Source organism: Anaeromyxobacter oryzisoli (assembly GCF_022690765.1).
Taxonomy (GTDB): domain Bacteria; phylum Myxococcota; class Myxococcia; order Myxococcales; family Anaeromyxobacteraceae; genus Anaeromyxobacter; species Anaeromyxobacter oryzisoli.
Genome location: NZ_JALCZA010000010.1, coordinates 1 through 17,070, shown reverse-complemented (window position 1 = coordinate 17,070; position 17,070 = coordinate 1). Strand labels below are relative to the sequence as shown.

Genomic DNA, 17,070 nt, shown 5'->3' with positions numbered 1-17,070 from the left:
GCCGAATTATTGTTTGTGACGGTGATGGTCTTTAGCGGATCATCCTTGTGTACCTGCAAGATCAACTCCATAGCTGAGTCGGTCGTTCGGATACATCCGTGAGTTGGGTGCGCCTCGGCTCCTTTGTTAGCGCGCCCAGAGTGGACCCCAGTTCCATCGTACCGCTTGCCCTTCGCCGACAAGTCAAACACAACGATGCCATGCGACCCGAAGGCATCATTTCGTCCACTCTCTTTATGCCGATTGTAATGCGAATACCTGTACGTCCCCTCCGGCCCAGACCTGATTCCCGCTGACCGGTCGCCCCGCGGTTCTCGCGCCTGCGGCGCTTGAGGATCCGGCCGGGTCGGCGTCAGGGGCGAGTTTCGTGATGCGGATGACGCTTCGCCCACCGCAGCCGCGATTTTCTGATCGGCAAGATCGACGCCGGGATCGACCCCGGCGATCATCCCCTCCGCGCAAACGAAGAAGGGGTGGAGCCGGCGCCGGCCCCACCCCCAAGACGGCCGAACTCGCGCAAACGAGAAGAGGCCGAGAGGCAGGAGATCATGTCGATCACCGAAGCACAAGCCCGACGTGCCTTGCGGCACGCCGACATCCCCTGGGACCGGGAGGTCGACGACCCCCGGGAGGACGCCTGGGTGGTCCACGACCACCTCGGCCTGCTGGGCGGCCTGGCCGCCGCATTCTCCGTCGGCTGCCGGAGCCTGCGTCGCGCCGAGGACTTCTTGGCCGACCTCGGCCTGGGCGCGCGACGAGCGCTCGGGCTCGGACGCGGGAAGCCGTGCGACACCACGCTGTACCGCCTCCTCGCCGAGCAGTCCCCGGCCGGCCTCGAGGAGACGGTCTTCGCCCAGGTGAAGGATCTCATCGCCCGCAAGGTGGTGCGAAACGACCGTCTTGCCGTGGGGGTGATCAGCTTCGACGGCAAGGGGACCTGGTCCCGGGTTGACGGTGAGCGTATGCCGGGCGCCGTCCAATCGACCTACGACGGCGAGGGCTCGTCGGTGCAGACGTTCGGCGCCCTCCGCGCCGCCCTCACATCCTCGTCGGTCTGCCCCTGCGTCGGGCAGAGGATGATCGGCTCCAAGGAGGGCGAGTCCCCCGCCTTCCGGGAGCTGCTCCCCACGGTCTGCGAGCAGCTGGGCGGGCAGTTCCGCATCGTCACCGGCGACGCCGGCCTCTGCGCTCGCGAGAACGCGGAGCTCGTGACCTCGCTCGGCCGCTGGTACGTGTTCGGCCTCAAGGGCAACCAGCCCTACCTGCACGACTTCGCCCGCGATCACGGTGAGTACGGCCTCCGCGCCCCGCTCGCCCGTACTGCGGAGCGGTACCGGGGCCACACCATCGTGCGCGACCTGTACGCCCGCGACATCGCGGGCGCCCCGGCCGCCGCCATCGAGGCCGCCCAGCAGCTCTGGTACGTCTGCCAGACGACCACCGACCGGCGCGGCGAGATCGTCGCCGTGGAGCAGCGCTACTTCGTCACCTCGATCCCCACCGGCACCCTGACGCGCGACGAGGAGCTGGCCCTCGTCCGGCTGCATTGGGGGATCGAGAACGGCTGCCACTGGACCCTGGACGTCGTCCTCGGCGAGGACGAGGGTCATCCCTGCCAGGCCAGCCGGGCCTCCATCGAGACCGTCAGCTGGCTGCGGATCATCGGCTACAACGCGCTCAGCGCCTGGCGGGCCCTGGCGCCTCGCAAGGACTGCATGCCGATCCCCTGGGCCCGCGCCACGGAGACCCTCCGCGACGCGCTCCTCGTCGCCCAGCTCACCGACCTCGCCACTGCCGTCACCTGAACCACCGGTCCGCAGGCCGCCCCTTCTTCATTGCGCGCAGACAGCACGAAACGTCCCGCGGCCGACGCCGCCGGGCGTCCTGCGTCCCGGCGCCTCGAATGCGGCGTCACGGCGCCAGCAGAGCTCAACCCGCATCAGCGCGGATCGGGTCTGCCCTCCGGCCACGGGCCCTGACTCTTAGTCGTTGTGTTGTTCTGAGCGGGGAATGTCGCGATCGTTTCGCCGCTCGCCGAGTACAACGTTAGCGTGTGTAGCTTCCCATTGTATTCCAACGCCGAACGGCCGGTTGGGTCAGTGAACCGTGCGGGGTTATTTAATGCGTAGCCATATCTGTCGAGCGTTCCAGGCGTTCCCGCTTCCGGCATCTTCGAGCCAACAGAATTGAACCGTCTCATGTCCGGCGAGTGCATTCGTTCGCCGTACTCTTGCAAGTCGGTGCCGGGCTTGGACTCTCGACCGTCAGACTGATCAAGATCACCTATCGGTAGAGCAAGGACTGGATCCACGCTCCTCCACCGCGCGAGCTTAGAATCGTAATACCTCGCCCCGAAGTAATAGAGCCCGGTCTCCTCGTCCAGCTCCTTGCTCGTGAACAGGAACTGCTGCCCCTTCACCCCGGCGCCGTCCCGGTCGTACTTCGGCTCCCACCACACCTCGCCGTACGGGTAGTACTCCACGTGCTCGTGGACCTTCCCGTTCTGGTCCGTCACCCAGCTCGTCGAGCCCAGGTGGTCGGGGTGGTAGTAGTACGTCTCCGGCCTCACCACCGTGTCGTCGTACGCGTATGCCACCGGCGGCGAGCCGGGGAGATACGGGCACTTCTGCGGGCTGTAGCTCGACGGGTCGCAACCGGGCAGCGTGATCGCGGACGTCGTCGTCGTGGTGGTACTCGAGTTCGCCGGCGCGAGCCCCTCGACCCACCCCGGCGGCGGGAGCAGCTTCGACGCGAGCCGCGTCTCCCCCACGAACACGTGCTTCGTCGCCGCCGTCTTCCCCTTCAGGTTGAAGAACTGCCCGATGGTGATGCTGTCCCCGCCCCGCCCCTGCTTCACGATCCGTTCGCCGGCGGCGTCATAGAGGAAGCTCGTCACGTGCCGCCCGCCGCCCTCGATCACCGCCGTGAGCCGGTTCTCCTCGTTCCAGAAGAGCTCACGCAGGTGATCGTGGTCCACCGTGCACGTCGGGTCGCCGTGGTCCCGGCACTCTCGCGTCGTGTTCCCGTTCGCGTCGTAGGTGAGCAGCGTGTCCCCCACCCTCGTCGCCTGGTGCGGGTGGGCCGGGTCGTACTGGTACAGCCAGTCGTGGTTCGACGGCGGCGGGTACGCCTCGCTCTCGGTCCCCCCGTTCTGGCTCCTCACCGTGTGCACCTGACGGTTCACCGTCATGTTGTGGATGTCGTCGTAGTCGAAGTGCGACCGGAACGCGTCGATCACCCCCGGCCGCGCGAACGCCGTCCCCGTCGCGTCCGTCAGCCGATACAGCTTGTCGTACGAGTAAGAGTAGCTCACCGCCCCGGACCGCGGACCGGTCGCCTGCCCCAGGGCGTTCGTCATCCCGGTCACGTTCCCGACCAGGTCGTACGCGTACGTGACCCGCTGCAGCGCCCGGCCCGCCACGATCGTGTCGAGGTTCCTCAGCCTGCGGGTCAGGGGGTCGTACGTGTACCGGCTCGTCCCGCCGTTGCCGTAGACCAGCGTCTTCCGCTGCTCGAACTCGTCGTAGGTGAGCGAGGTGAGATACGTCTCCCTCGCCGCGGCGTAGTGCTGCGTCGCCGGCCGGTTCCCGCTCGCCCCGGCCACCAGCCCGCCAGCGTCGTAGTGATACCCGAGCACCTCGCCGTCCGGGTAGACCATCGACGTCATCCGCCCGAACGAGTCGAAGGCGAAGCGCGTCTCGAACCTCTGCGGCGAGCCGTTGGGCTTGAGCGGCCTCACCGTCCGCGTCGAGCGGACGGTCTCGCCGAGCTTCCCGTACCCGCGCGTCTCCTCGCCCGCGTCGTCCACGATCCGCTTCACGCGCCCGACCTGGTTCTCCACCGTGTCGCTCGCGCTCCCGTACTCGTACGTCACCGCCGACGAGAACGGGTACCGCACCGTCCGGAGCTGGTCGTACACGTACTCGTACCCGATCACCGCGTGCTTCGCGGCCAGGTTCGAGTCCTGCTTCTGGATCAGGTTGCCTGCCGCGTCGTAGACGAAATTCACGAGCCCCGCGTCCGGGTTGGAGAGCGACGTCCGTCGCCCGAGCCAGTCGTACGCGATCCCCGTCTGGTGCCCCTGCGCGTCGGTCACCGTGAGGAGTTGCCCCAGCGGATCGTACTGGTAGCTCGTCGTCGGCGTGCTCTTCCCGGTGTTCTCCTGCACCGCCACCACCTCGTCGCGCGGGTCGCGGAAGAGCACCTTCGCGTTGCCGAGCGGATCGGTCACCGTCGAGCGCAGCCGCTGGATCGCGCTCCCCGCCGGCGCCCCGAAGTCGTAGACCACCGACGTGTCGGCGAGCCCGCCCGGCGCGTCCCCGTTCGGCTCGCGCGTGAGCACCGTCCGCCCCAGCACGTCGTACGCGAAGGAGGAGGGGTTGAGCGGCGCCCCGCCGACGAAGTACGGGCTCGCGCCCGGCTCGAAGAACGTCTGCCCTCGCTTCACCACCCGCCCGAGCGCGTCGTACACCTCCTGGCCCGACACCGACCAGCCGATGCCCTTCCCCTCCACCTCCGCCGTCTTCCACGTCTGGATCACCCGCTTCAGGCCGTCCACGAGCACCACCGTGTCCACCGACATCAGGTAAACGAACAGGCGGCACTTCGCCGCATCGGATGACGCAATTCAGGATAGCGCCGGATGTCAGACCCGCGTGCAATCCTCCCGACGATGCGCAACGTCGGCTCCAGCCCGATCGTCACCTTGGCCGAGCCGCCGCCGGAGGCGCTCGCGCGCGCAGCGTGGCAGCTTGACCCGCCGATGCCGCACGAGCGACCGCATGTCCTTCGCGAGGAGGCGGCCCTGCTCGTGGACGGGCTCCTCGCCCGGGTAGCGCGGGGACGAGGCGCGCTGGACGTCGCGCTCGGCGACGGGCTCCTCGCCTTGGCGCAGGGCGACCGCACGCTGCGGCTCGGGTACTCGGGGATCGTGGATTACGCGCGCGAACGGCTCGGGATGGCCGGCCGGACCGCGCAGGGGATGGTCCAGCTCGCGCGCGCGTTGGAGGCGCGACCACGACTCCGCGAAGCGGTCCGCTCCGGCGAGGTGAGCGCGCGCAAGGCGACCACGATCTTGCGGGTGGCGCTGGGCGAAGCAGAGGCGGAGTGGGTCGAGCGCGCGCGGACCGCGACGGTGCGTGCACTCGAGGTGGCGGTACGGGCGGCGGACCGGGACGGTGCGGAAAGCGCAAGCGGCGCGAGCGGCGCGAGCGGGGCGATTGGTGCGTCAGCCGGCGATGAGCTCGAGGAGGAGCGCTTCGACCGGGTGGACGTCCTTCTCGGACCCGAGGCGCGGGCCCGGCTCGACGAGGCGCTTGCGCTGGCGGGGAAGCTCCTCAAGGCAACCTCGCCGCGGTGGGAGCGGCTCGAGTCGATCTGCCAGGAGTACCTCGGCGCGCACCCGGTGGACGCGGACGAGGATGCGGACGAGCGGAGCGTGGAGGCGTCGCGCGCGGAGTGGTTCGACGCCGCGCGGGAGGCGCTCGAGGAAGAGACGGCGTGCTGGGCCGCGCTCGACCAGGTCGCGCCGGTGCCTGCCCCGGTGGTCGGCGTCATGACCGACGGCGTGGGCCTGGACGACGGGGCCTCGAGCGATGCGGGCGGCGCGCCCGCGCGGGATCCCGCGGAGCTCCTAGACGAGCAGCTTCGGCACCTCGCCTCCATGCGCGAGCGCTGGGACGAGCTGGTCGGCCACCTCGCCATGCTGGTCCTGAACGTGGGGCTCTGGCGCGACATGGGCTTCGCCACCTTCGGCCACTACTGCGCTGAAAGGTTGGGGATGGCCGAGCGGACCGTGGCGCAGCGCGCCGCGCTGGAGCGGCGGCTCTACGCGCTGCCGGCGCTCCGGCAGGCGCTCCGGGGCGGCCGGATCAGCTACGAGCAGGCGCGGCTCGTCGTCCGCGCGGCGGGAGCGAGCACGGACGAAGACACGGTCGAGGCGCTGATTGCCCACGCCGAGGCCTCGACCTGCATCGCGTTCCGGCGTGAGCTCGAGGACGAGCTCGCCGCTCGGTCCGCGGCCGAGGCGCAGGCCGCGGCGCAGATGTGTGCGCCGCCGGGGCGTACCGACGACTCCGCGGAGGAGCCGGCGCAGATGTGTGCGGCGTCAGGGCGGACCGACGACTACGCGGAGGAGCCGGCGCAGATGTGTGCGGCGTCGAGGCTGACCGAAGACTCCGGGAAGGAGCCGGCGCAGATGTGTGCGGCGTCCGGGAGGACCGACGACTCCGGGGCGGAGACGGGCACGCCGAGCAAGCCGACGGACCCCTTCCCCGCGCAGATGTGTGCGCGCGACTGGCTGACCCTCCACGTCCCGCGCCGAGTCGCCCTTCTCGTCGACGCCTCGTTCCGCGCGGCTCGGGCCGCCGCAGGTCACTGGCTCACCCCGGAGGAGTGCGTCGTCCGCATCGCGCACGAGTTCATCGAGACCTGGAAGGAGGCCGCGAAGGTGGCCGAGCGCTCGCGCCCGCCGCGGCAGCGGAAGATCCTCGCGCGCGATCGGGGCCGCTGTCAGGTCCCCGGGTGCAGCCGCCCCGCCGCGCACGTGCACCATGTCTGCTACCGCTCGCAGGGCGGCGATGATTCGGACGAGAACCAGATCGCCCTCTGCGCCGCGCACCACCTCCACGCCATCCACCGGGGCTGGATCCGGGTCCGCGGCCGGGCGCCGGACGGGCTCCGGTGGGAGCTCGGGGTGCGTCGGGCCGGGAGGGCGCTGGCCGTGTTCGGGCCGGACGCCTGATAGCGCCTCTCGGTTGGGTCGAGCCCGTCGCGAGGCACACGATGCCGTCGCCGAGCCGGGGCACACGACGACGGAGCAGCGCAGGCGATTCGAAGTTCCGTTCGCCCTGAGCGTAGGCGCGCGCTGCGCGCCGGAGTCGAAGGGCGAGCAGCGGACGGAGGAGTCTGCCCGGCGCAGGCAGGCAGCGTGCGCCGCAGCAGGGTTCAGCCCAATCGAGCGGCGCTGTGAGGCCTGTCCTCACTCCACCGTCAGGATCTCGGCCCCGTCCTCGGTCACCGCGAGCGTGTGCTCGAACTGCGCGGAGCGCTTCCCGTCGGCGGTGACCGCGGTCCAGCCGTCGTCCCAGAGGAGGTCCTCCCAGGTGCCCTCGGTGATCATCGGCTCGATCGTGAAGGTCATCCCGGGCTCCATCACGCGCCGCATCGACGGATCGTAGTGGTGCGCGATCTGGAGCTGGGTGTGGAACGTCTCGCCGATGCCGTGACCGCAGTAGGAGCGGACCACGCCGAAGCCGTGGCGCGACGCGTGCGCCTCGACGACCCGGCCGATGTCGGAGATCGGGCGGCCGGGCCGCACCGCGGAGATCCCCTTCTCCAGGCACTCCCGCGCGACCTGGACGAGCTTGCGGCCGCCGGCGTCCACCTCGCCGACGAGGAACGTGGCGGAGCAGTCGCCGTGCATCCCATCGAGGTAGACGGTGATGTCGAGGTTCACGATGTCGCCGTCGGCGAGCGGCCGGCTGTCCGGGATGCCGTGGCAGATCACCTCGTTCACCGAGGTGCAGATCGACTTCGGGTACCCGCGGTAGTTGAGCGGGCTCGGGTAGGCGCCGAGCCGGATCGTCTCGGCGTGCGCGAGCTCGTCGAGCGCGTCCGTGGTGATCCCGGGGCGCACCGACTCGCCGGCGATCCGGAGGACCCGCGCAGCGGCGCGACAGGCGCGCCGCAGCCGCTCGAGCTGCTCCGGCGTCTTCACGTCGCGGCCCTGCCCGCGCGGCCGGCCGGTCGCAGCGTAGTCCGGGCGCACCACCGCGGGCGGGACCGCGCGCCGAGGCGAGACGATCCCGGGCGCCAGCGGCCGGCGCGCCACCCGCACCGGAGACGCCTGCAGCGCGCCCCGGCTGTCCGCGTCGAGGTGGCACTTCTTGTACTTCTGACCGCTTCCGCACCAGCAGGGGTCGTTGCGCCCGGGCCGGGCCCTCGCGGCGTCCGGGCCGCTCATCGCCGGCCCTCGGCCGTCGCCGTTGTCGTGACGAAGATCATGTCCGCGATGTTGTAAGGAAAACGCCGGCGCAGGGCAACCGCCCCGGCCGGCGTGGAGGACTGGGCGCGGGCGTCCGTCAGGCCGCCTTCCGGCCGATCTCGCTCGCGGGCGGCGCTCCGGCGCGCCGGAGCCGCGCGTCCAGCGCGATGGCTCGGACGACAAAGGCGAGGAGCGACAGGGCGCCCACGACGAACACGACGTCGGGCAGGACGCGCGCCCAGGTCACCGCGTGGATGAACGCGCTCCCGGTGACCGCCGGGCTGCGGGCGTACCAGAGCCCCTCCTTCACGGAGATGGCGAGCTGGTAGATGCCAGCCGGGAGGAGCGACAGGACGATCATCCCGGCGAGGCCGGCGTTCAGCCCCCAGAACGCCACCTTCAGGAGCCGGTCGCTCCAGGCGGCGGTCCGGACGACGTTCCGCATCGAGAAGAGCATCAGGGCGATGGCGAGGAACCCGTACACGCCGAACAGCGCGCCGTGGGAGTGGATCGGCGTGGTGTTGAGCCCCTGCGCGTAGAACAGGACGATCGGCGGGTTGATGAGGAACCCGAGCACGCCGGCGCCGACCGCGTTCCAGAAGGCGACCGCGACGAAGAAGTAGAGCGGCCACCGCCAGGGCGCCGCCGCCGGGCTCGAGCGCGCGAGCTTCAGGTTCTCGTGAACCTCGAACCCGAGCAGCGAGAGCGGCACGATCTCCAGGGCCGAGAACGTGGCGCCGAGCGCGGTGATGAAGAGCGGCGTGCCGGTGAAGTACAGGTGGTGGAACGTCCCGATGATGCCGGACCCCAGGTAGAGCAGGATCGAGAAGTAGGTCGCGCGCTGCGCCGACTTCTCACCCACCGCGCCGATCTTCGAGAGGATGAAGGCGAGCGCGACGGTGGCGAACACCTCGAAGAAGTTCTCCACCCAGAGGTGCACCACCCACCAGCGCCAATAGTCGGCGACGGCGAGGTGCGTGCCGGGCGTGTAGAAGAGGCCGACCGAGTAGAAGAGCGGGATCGACACCGACGCGTAGAGGAGCAGGTGCGTGAGCCCCCCCTTGTCCTTCTCCGCCACGAGCGCGGGCTTGATGGCCCGGTAGACGAGCGCGAGCCAGAGGAGCATCCCGAGGATCAGCGCGACCTGCCAGACGCGGCCGAGCTCGATGTACTCGTACCCCTGGTTGCCCACGAGCCAGCCGTTCGGGCCCGAGAGCTTCCCGGCGACGCCGAGGTACGTGCCGGCGAGCGCGCCCACCACGACCACCACGAGGGCGCCGAGGAGGGTCCAGACCAGGGCCTTCTGCCCCTTCGGCTCGTAGCCTCCGGTGACGAGGGGCCCGATGAACAGGCCGGTGGCCAGCCAGCAGGTGGCGATCCAGAACACCGCGAGCTGGAGGTGCCAGCCGCGGGTCGCCGCGTACGGGAGGAGGCCGCCGACCTTGATGCCGAAGAGCCTGTTCCCCTCGACCGCGTAGTGGCCGGTGAGCGAGCCGAGACCGGCCTGGAGGATGAAGAGGACGATGGCGACGGCGAAGTACGGGAGGACGGCGCGCTGGCTCGGCGTCGGGTTCGGCTCGCGGAGCGGGGCGAGCCTCGGGGCGTCGTGACCGTCCCGCTCGCGCAGCCGCAGGTAGTAGAACAGCGCGACGGCGATCCCGAGCAGGAGCAGGACGACCGAGACGATCGACCAGACCAGCGCCGACGGGAGCGGCACGTTCCCGACGAGCGGGTCGTGCGGGAAGTTCGCGGTGTACGAGTAGACCTCGCCGGGCCGGTTCGTGCCGGCGGCCCACGCGGTCCAGAAGAAGAACGCCGTCATCGCCTTCGCGTCGGCCGGATCGCGGACGAAGCCCGGCGGGATCGACATCGCGTCCGAGCCGTCGCGGAAGAGCTGCGTGTAATAGGCGACCAGCGCCGGGTAGGCGGCGGCCTGGCCCGGCGACAGCGTGAGCGTCCCCGTGGACGCGTCGTACCGGTTCCGGCGCAGCTCCTCCGCGACCTCGGCCTGGACCCGGCCGCGCTCGCCGGCGGGGAGCGCCAGGAGCTCGCCCTGGGTGAAGGCGGCCGCGGCGGCGGGCGGGAGCCCGCGCTTCAGGCCGGCGGTGGCGAGGCCGACCCGGTGCAGCACGTCCGCGGACCAGTCCGGCGCGAGGTACGCGCCGTGGCCCCAGATCGACCCGGTCTGCTGGCCGCCGCGGGACAGGTACTGGCGCTGGCCGAGGGCGACGTCCTCGGCGGTGAAGATCACCTCGCCCGAGGGCGCGAGCGCGCGGGCGGGGATGGGGGGCTTGTGGGCGGAGATCTGCGCGCCCCCGAAGATGAGGACGCTGAAGCAGGCGACGATGACGAACAGGAGGACTGCGCGACCCTTCGGGCTCATGTCGATGGTTTCCTCGGATTCGGGCTTCGCGGGGGTTGTCTGGGCTACGCGCGCGCGGGCTGCGAGCGCGGGGCGGCTAGCGGGCGTCGAGCCCCGTCGGGTCCGGCGCGGCGTCGGGGTGGACGGCGTGGGCGTGGCGTGTCACGAGCTCCTCGGCGAGCGCGACGAGCCGCTCGGCGGCGTCCGCCCTCCCGGCGTCCAGCGCGGCGCACCGCTCCGCCACGCCTTCGAGCGCCTCGTCCGGCAGCCGGTTCAGCGCCATCGGGTAGAGGATCGCGTCCTCCTTGTGGATGTGGGCGCGGAGGAGGTCGGCGTAGCCGTGCGCGTTCTCGGCGATCTCCTGCCGATCCGCCGCCGTCCACTCACCGTCCTGGCTCGCCTTGGCGGCGAGCGCGCGGACGAGGCCGCGCGAGGCGTCGTGCTCGTGCAGCATCACGGCGATGGGGCCGCCGCTCGACGGGAAGCCGTGCGCCACCATCTCCTGGAACAGGACCCCCTCCTCCTTCGCGTGGTGCTGCCCGTCCGCGTACTCGCGGACGAAGGTGACGAACCGCGAGAGCTCCTCCTTCTCGGTCGCCCCCGTCCGCTGGATCTCCTCCGCGAACCCGGAGAGCGCGTCGCACACCCGCTCGATGTTCCGGTGCTCGCTCATCAGCGTCTCGATCGCGTCCATTCGGCCTCTCCTCCGGCGGCACCGCCGGTGCTGTATCAATCTGTGACGCACCTTCAGCAAGAGGCCGGCCAAACGTCATTCACGCGATAACACGTCGTTTTTCGAGATTCGCGACCCGCCACGCACCCACCACGGGTTGCATCCGACACCGACATTTCGGTAGACACCGAGACATGGTTGACCACGGAAGCCATCCCGCGGCGCGCAGCCTGCCGGTCCTCGGCGGCCCGGTGACGTTCGCCGCGCCCGCGGACGACGTGCACCGCCGCATCGTCGAGGAGGCGATCGAGGCGGTCCTCTCGACCGTGGATCTGCGCGCGGTCCTCGATCGCACCGGCCAGCTCCTGCGGCGCCACTTCGGCGAGACCCGCGTCGCGATCCACCGCATCTCGCCCGAGGACCCCGCGCGGGCGGAGGTCGTCCTCGTCTCGGATCCGCGCCAGCCCTCCCCCGAGCTCGGCACCACCTTCCCGCTCGCGGGCTCGGCCGCCGGTCAGGCGATCCAGGACCGCCGCCCCTGCGTGGTCGATCCGCTCCAGCCGCGGACGCCGCGGTACCGGGACGAGCCGCTCCTCGCGGCGTACGGCTACGGCTCGCTCGTCTCGTTCCCGCTCGTCTTCGAGAACGAGGTCCTCGGGACGCTCGACATCGCCCACCCGCCCGCGGAGGGGCTCCTCGACTGCTGCTTCGAGGTCGCGCGGCAGGTCGCGCACCTCGTCGCCATCGCGCTCCACAACAGCTTGATGGTCGCGGAGGTGCAGCGGCTGAACCGGCTCCTCGGCAAGGAGAACGCGCTCCTCAAGGAGGAGATCCGCCAGATCAAGCGCGACACGCGCTACGTCGCCGAGAGCGAGGCGATGCGCGCCGTCGTAGAGCGCGTGCGGCTCGTCGCGCCCTCGACGACCACGGTCCTCGTGCGCGGCGAGACCGGGACCGGCAAGGAGGGGCTCGCGCGGATGATCCACGAGTTCAGCCCCCGGTTCAACGCACCGTTCGTGGCGGTGAACCTCGGCGCGATCCCCGAGGGGCTCGTCGAGAGCGAGCTGTTCGGGCACGAGCGGGGGGCGTTCACCGGCGCGAGCCGTCGCCGCTCGGGCCGGTTCGAGCAGGCGGACGGCGGGACGATCTTCCTCGACGAGGTCGGCGACGCGCCGCCCGCGGTGCAGGTCCGGCTGCTGCGGGTCCTGCAGGAGCGCGTCGTCGAGCGCGTCGGCGGGACGGAGCCCGTGAAGGTGGACGTGCGGGTCGTCGCCGCGACCAACCAGAACCTCGAGGAGATGGTCGCGCGCGGCACCTTCCGCGCGGACCTGTACTACCGGCTCGCCGTCTTCCCGATCGAGCTCCCGCCGCTCCGGGAGCGCCGCGACGAGCTGCGGCCGCTCGCCACCTACTTCCTCGCGCGGCAGGCCGCGCTCATGCACCGCCGGTCGCCCCGCGTCGGCGAGGACGTCTGGCGCGCCCTCGAGGCCCACGACTGGCCCGGGAACGTGCGCGAGCTCGAGAACTTCCTGCAGCGGGCGCTCATCCTCTCCCCCGGGCCGGAGCTCGCGCTGCCCGAGCTGCCGGCGCGCGCCGTCCGCGGCGCGCCCGCGGAGCCCGCGCCGAGCGCGCCCCCCGGGCCGTTCGAGGACGAGGTCCGCGCGCTCATCGAGCGCGCGCTCGCGCACTGCGGCGGGCGCGTGTACGGCCCCTCCGGCGCGGCCGCGCTGCTCGGGCTGCGCCCCACCACGCTCCAGGGCAAGATGAAGCGGTACGGGATCGCGCCCGGGGCGCGGCGCGACTGACCTACGCTTCCGCACACCGTGCGAGGGACGCGCCCGACGCCACCATTTACGCACCGTGCAGGATCGCGGCGCGCCGCCGTCCGGCGCGCGCGCTAGTATCGGGCCTCCACCACTCGACCGGAGGCATCGATGCCCAGGATCGCCGTCGCCGCGCTCGCCCTCGCCGCCCTCGCGGGCTGCGTCTCCCAGGACACCTACCGACGCAAGGAGGCCGAGGCCGACCAGCTCCGCAAGGACTGGCAGGCCGAGCAGGCGCGCCGCGCGAAGCTCCAGGAGAGCTTCGACCAGGTGAAGGCGCAGCTCGACGGCCTGGCGCAGGACGCGTCCGCGCTCCGCGAGAAGATCCGCGCGGACGAGAGCACCCTCGCGCAGAAGGAGGCGGAGCTCCGCGCCGCGCAGGCGAAGGGCGCCGACCTCCAGGCGCTCGTCGACGAGCTGTCGAAGTCGAAGAAGAAGCTCGAGGCCGCCAAGGCGGAGCTGGAGCGGAAGAGCGCCGAGTACGACCAGCTCGCCAACGCGCTGCGCGCCGAGATCGACGCGGGCCGGGTCGAGCTCACCGAGCTGCGCGGCCGCACCACGGTGAAGATGAAGGACAAGATCCTCTTCGCGTCCGGCTCGGCCACCATCGGCAAGGACGGGCGGGAGGCGCTGCGGCGGGTCGGCGAGGCGCTCCGGAGCCTGAACGGGAAGAGCATCCGCGTGGACGGGCACACCGACAACGTCCCCACCTCGGGCTCGACCTTCGCGTCGAACTGGGAGCTCTCCAGCGCGCGCGCCCTCGCGGTGGTGCGCTTCCTCCAGGAGCAGGGCGTCGATCCCACCCGCCTCTCGGCCGCGGGGTTCGGCGAGTTCCAGCCCATCGCGTCGAACGAGACCGCCGAGGGCCGGAGCCAGAACCGGCGGATCGAGATCACGCTCGTCCCGGCGGAGGGCGGCGCGCCCGCCGCGACGCCCGCGAAGGCGCCGGCCGCGCAGCCGTAGCGGACGCCGGCCGGGGGGCCGGCGCCCCGCGCGCCGGCCCTACCGCGCGCCGTGGCCGGACGGGATCCGGAAGATCTCGGTCAGCACGCCGCCCGCGGTGTTCGCCCCGCCGACGCCCGCGCCCTGCACGACGAGCGGCCGATCGGCGTAGCGCGCGGTCGTGAAGGCGACGAAGGCCTCGACGCCGACGAGGCGCGCCGCGGGCTCCTCCGGACCGACCGCCTCCGGCCCGACCCGCACCCGGACCGCGCCGCCTTCCTCGACGGCGATGCGCGCGAGGTACCGGAGGACCTTCCCCTCGCGACGGACCCGGTCCAGCCGGGCGGCCATCGCCTCGTCGTGGGTCCGGAGCGCGGCGAGGAGGGCGTCCGGCGTCCCCGGCGCGAGCAGCGCCCGCGGGACGAACGGCTCGACCTCCACGTCCTCCAGGGCGAGCGCCGCGCCCAGCTCGCGGGCGAGGATCAACGCCTTGCGAGCGGAGTCCAGGCCGGAGAGATCGTCGCGCGCGTCCGCCTCGCAGTACCCGAGCCCGATCGCCCAGCGCGTCGCGAGCGAGAGCGGCACGCCGCGAGCGAGCTCCGTGCAGAGGTACCCGAGCGTCCCGGAGAGCGACCCCTCCACCCGCTGCACCCGGTCGCCGCCCTGGACCAGGCGCCGGAGCGTGCCCAGGACCGGGAGGCTCGCGCCGACCGCCGTGTCGTAGTGCCAGTGCCGGTGGTGCTGGCGGCGGACCTGCCGGAGGAGGTCCTCGCGCCCGGGCGCCACCGCGAGCGGCCGCTTGTTCGACGAGACCACGTCGACGCCGCGCCGGAACGCCTGCTCGTAGACCTCCTCCATCCCGTCGGCGGCCGTGAGATCCACGAGCACCGGCGAGGGGAGCCGCGCGAGCCGGTCGAGGAGCGCCGGGGCGGTGCGCGCGTCCACCGGCCCCGTCGCCGGCGCCGCGGCGAGGAGCTCCTCCCAGCGCGCGAGGTCCACGCCGGTGTCGGCGAGGACGGCGCCGTGGGTGTCCGCGATCCCGACGACGCGCAGGAGCACGTCGTAGTCGCGCTCGAGCTCGCGGCGCTGCACCCGGATCTGCTCGAGCAGCTCCCGCCCGACCTTCCCCTTCCCCAGCACGAGGAGCGAGACGCCGCGCTCCGCGAACGCCTTCTCCACGACGCCGCTCTCCGCCGGGGCGGCGATCGGCCGGCCGCGGAAGTCGGCGACCATCTCGGAGACCCGGTCCACGGAGATCAGGAACGCGTCGTGCCCGTCCAGCGAGTCGAGCACGTCGAGGCGGGCGTTCGGGACGAGGCGCGCCACCTCGCGCTGCTCCCAGGGCCAGTAGAGGACGTCCGAGTCGATGGAGACGACCAGCATCGGCTGCCGGATGGACCGGAGCACCTCGTCGAAGTCGCCGCGCCCGCGGGAGACGTCGTGCGTGTCCATCGCCCGGGTGAGCGTGACGTAGGTCGCCGGATCGAACCGGTCCACCAGCTGCCGGCCCTGGTAGCGCAGGTAGCTCTCCACCGCGAAGAGCTCCTCGGTCTGCGGCCGCCGCGCGAACCGCTCCTCGAAGGACGGCTGGCTGCGGTACGAGAGCATCGCCGCCATCCGCGCCGCCGCGAGGCCGGCGACCGGCGGGTCGTCGGGATCGTACCGGCCGCCCTTCCAGCGCGGGTCGGCGTAGATCGCCTGCCGCTGCGACTCCGACAGGCCGATGCACCAGGCCGAGTGGCGCGCGGTCGAGGCGATGAAGACGACGGAGTCGACGAGGTCCGGGTAGAGGAGCGCCCACTCCAGGACCTGCATCCCCCCGAGCGAGCCGCCGATGGCCATCCGGACCCGGCGGACGCCGAGGCCGGTCACGAGGGCGTGCTGGACCCGCACCATGTCGCGGATGGTGATCGCCGGGAACGTCCCGAAGTACGGCCGCCCCGTCGCCGGGTCGAGCGAGGCGGGGCCGGTGGTCCCGTAGCAGCTCCCGAGGATGTTCGAGCAGACGATGAAGTCCCGCTCGGGGTCGAGCGCGCGCCCGGGCCCGAACATCCGCGTCCACCAGCGGTCGGCGTCGGCCGAGCCGGTCAGCGCGTGGCAGCAGACCACCGCGTTGGTCCCGTCGCGGTCGAGCGTGCCCCAGGTGCGGTACGCGACGTCCACCTCCGCGAGGCGCCCGCCGAGCTCGAGCTCGAAGGAGCCCGGGAGCCTGAACGTCCTCGTCTCGGGCGCGACGAACGCCGCTCGTCCGGCTGCCGCCGTGGTCGTCGCGCTGCCCGGATCCGTGGCCATGGGTCGCGGAGGGTATCGGCGGCGGATCCGGGGTGTCAAGAAGCCCACATCGTCCCCACCTCTCCCGCAACCGCCCGAAACCCGGGCCTGTTCAGGAAGTCCTTGAAGTGGACGGCGACACGGTGCTGTGCTCGTTAAGCTTCCGGAGGCCGCCTCCAAGCAGGCGGTCGCCCGGCCGAGAGGTCCCTGGACCACCGGCATGACGCCGGTCCCGGGGAGACCACATGCTCGCTTCACACGACGAACCAGACGAACGACGCGCCCGCCTTCCGGGGCGGGCGTCCTTCCGGATCGCGGCGCTCGCGCCCGACGATCCCGATCTGCTGGCCACCCTCCGCGAATGGGACTGGGTGGCCCGCTCCCTCCTCACCCGGGGCGCCGTCTGCGCCGCGACCCGCCCCCGGCTCGAGGACTCTCGCCGGATCGTCGGCGAGCTCTGCCGGGTCCTCGCCGGCGAGGAGGAGGGCGAGGGCGTGTCGCGGGAGCGGCTGGTGTTCGCCGCTCGCGCCGGCGGCCGGGTCCAGGCGGTGGTGGCGCTGTTCGCGTGCCCCCGCTCCGTCTTCGTCGAGCTCCTCGCCACCGCGCCGTGGAACCTCCTCGGCCCGGGCGATCCCGCGGACGCGCGCACCGTCCGGGGCGCCGGCACCACCCTGGTGAACCACGCCTCGACCTTCTCGCGACGGCTCGGCCGCGGCGGCCGGGTCGCCCTCCAGGCCGAGAACCCCCGCGCCCTCGCGCTGTACGAGCGGCTCGGGTTCCAGCGGATGCAGCCGTCCGACGCCCCCCTCGCGCTCGTCCCGCGCGGCGAGGACGGCTGGTCGCCGGCGGTGCTCCGCCTCGCGCAGAAGAAGGCGTCGCGCGAGGACGCGCAGAGCCCGTGGATGCTCCTCGACCCCGAGCGCCCGCCGCGCCTGGCCGCGGTGCCCGCCCGCGGCCGACGGACGCCCGCGGCGTCGCGCCTGGCGCCCGGTGCGCGTCCGCCCGGCTCCGCCTC

Annotated in this window: 9 protein-coding genes and 1 pseudogene; 5 read left to right on the top strand and 5 right to left on the bottom strand. The window is 72.1% G+C overall.

Translation table 11 applies throughout. The annotated features are described in order from the left end of the window. The first annotated feature begins 447 nt into the window (after positions 1 to 447). Positions 448 to 1,805 (top strand): annotated as a pseudogene (locus MNZ27_RS05415) (ISAs1 family transposase). 134 nt (positions 1,806 to 1,939) lie between these two features. On the opposite strand, the gene MNZ27_RS05410 reads toward MNZ27_RS05415, so the two are convergent. After that, positions 1,940 to 4,582, bottom strand: coding sequence for an RHS repeat-associated core domain-containing protein (locus MNZ27_RS05410; RefSeq protein WP_242393019.1), 2,643 nt, complete (start codon positions 4,580 to 4,582; stop codon positions 1,940 to 1,942). 60 nt (positions 4,583 to 4,642) lie between these two features. Here MNZ27_RS05410 and MNZ27_RS05405 point away from each other — a divergent pair, with 60 nt between their 5' ends. Beyond that, positions 4,643 to 6,742, top strand: coding sequence for an HNH endonuclease signature motif containing protein (locus MNZ27_RS05405; protein ID WP_242393018.1), 2,100 nt, complete (start codon positions 4,643 to 4,645; stop codon positions 6,740 to 6,742). A 237-nt stretch (positions 6,743 to 6,979) separates the two neighbouring features. Here MNZ27_RS05405 and map read toward each other — a convergent pair whose 3' ends face one another. The 3 genes from map to MNZ27_RS05390 all read right to left on the bottom strand — a co-directional run bounded on the left by map (position 6,980) and on the right by MNZ27_RS05390 (position 11,040). Continuing rightward, a complete protein-coding gene (map, locus tag MNZ27_RS05400; protein WP_242393017.1) occupies positions 6,980 to 7,963 on the bottom strand; it encodes a type I methionyl aminopeptidase in 984 nt (327 codons plus the stop codon). 118 nt (positions 7,964 to 8,081) lie between these two features. Further along, the gene (locus MNZ27_RS05395) at positions 8,082 to 10,367 is read right to left on the bottom strand and encodes a nitric-oxide reductase large subunit (RefSeq protein WP_242393016.1); all 2,286 of its coding nucleotides are present in this window, start codon (positions 10,365 to 10,367) and stop codon (positions 8,082 to 8,084) included. Between the two features lie 76 nt (positions 10,368 to 10,443). After that, on the bottom strand, positions 10,444 to 11,040 hold the full coding sequence (locus MNZ27_RS05390; RefSeq protein ID WP_242393015.1) for a hemerythrin domain-containing protein: 597 nt from the start codon (positions 11,038 to 11,040) through the stop codon (positions 10,444 to 10,446). Between the two features lie 173 nt (positions 11,041 to 11,213). On the opposite strand from MNZ27_RS05390, the gene MNZ27_RS05385 reads away from it, so the two are divergent. Both MNZ27_RS05385 and MNZ27_RS05380 read left to right on the top strand, forming a co-directional pair. Further along, the gene (locus tag MNZ27_RS05385; protein ID WP_242393014.1) at positions 11,214 to 12,824 is read left to right on the top strand and encodes a sigma 54-interacting transcriptional regulator; all 1,611 of its coding nucleotides are present in this window, start codon (positions 11,214 to 11,216) and stop codon (positions 12,822 to 12,824) included. Between the two features lie 129 nt (positions 12,825 to 12,953). After that, the gene (locus MNZ27_RS05380; RefSeq protein WP_242393013.1) at positions 12,954 to 13,805 is read left to right on the top strand and encodes an OmpA/MotB family protein; all 852 of its coding nucleotides are present in this window, start codon (positions 12,954 to 12,956) and stop codon (positions 13,803 to 13,805) included. A gap of 39 nt (positions 13,806 to 13,844) precedes the next feature. Here the strand turns inward: MNZ27_RS05380 and metX are convergent, their stop codons facing one another. Continuing rightward, positions 13,845 to 16,076 (bottom strand): homoserine O-acetyltransferase MetX, encoded by a 2,232-nt coding sequence (gene metX, locus MNZ27_RS05375; RefSeq protein ID WP_242393012.1) that lies wholly within the window; start codon positions 16,074 to 16,076, stop codon positions 13,845 to 13,847. Between the two features lie 350 nt (positions 16,077 to 16,426). On the opposite strand from metX, the gene MNZ27_RS05370 reads away from it, so the two are divergent. Further along, positions 16,427 to 17,070 (top strand): GNAT family N-acetyltransferase (locus MNZ27_RS05370; RefSeq protein ID WP_242393011.1); only part of this gene is annotated, 644 nt, incomplete at its 3' end.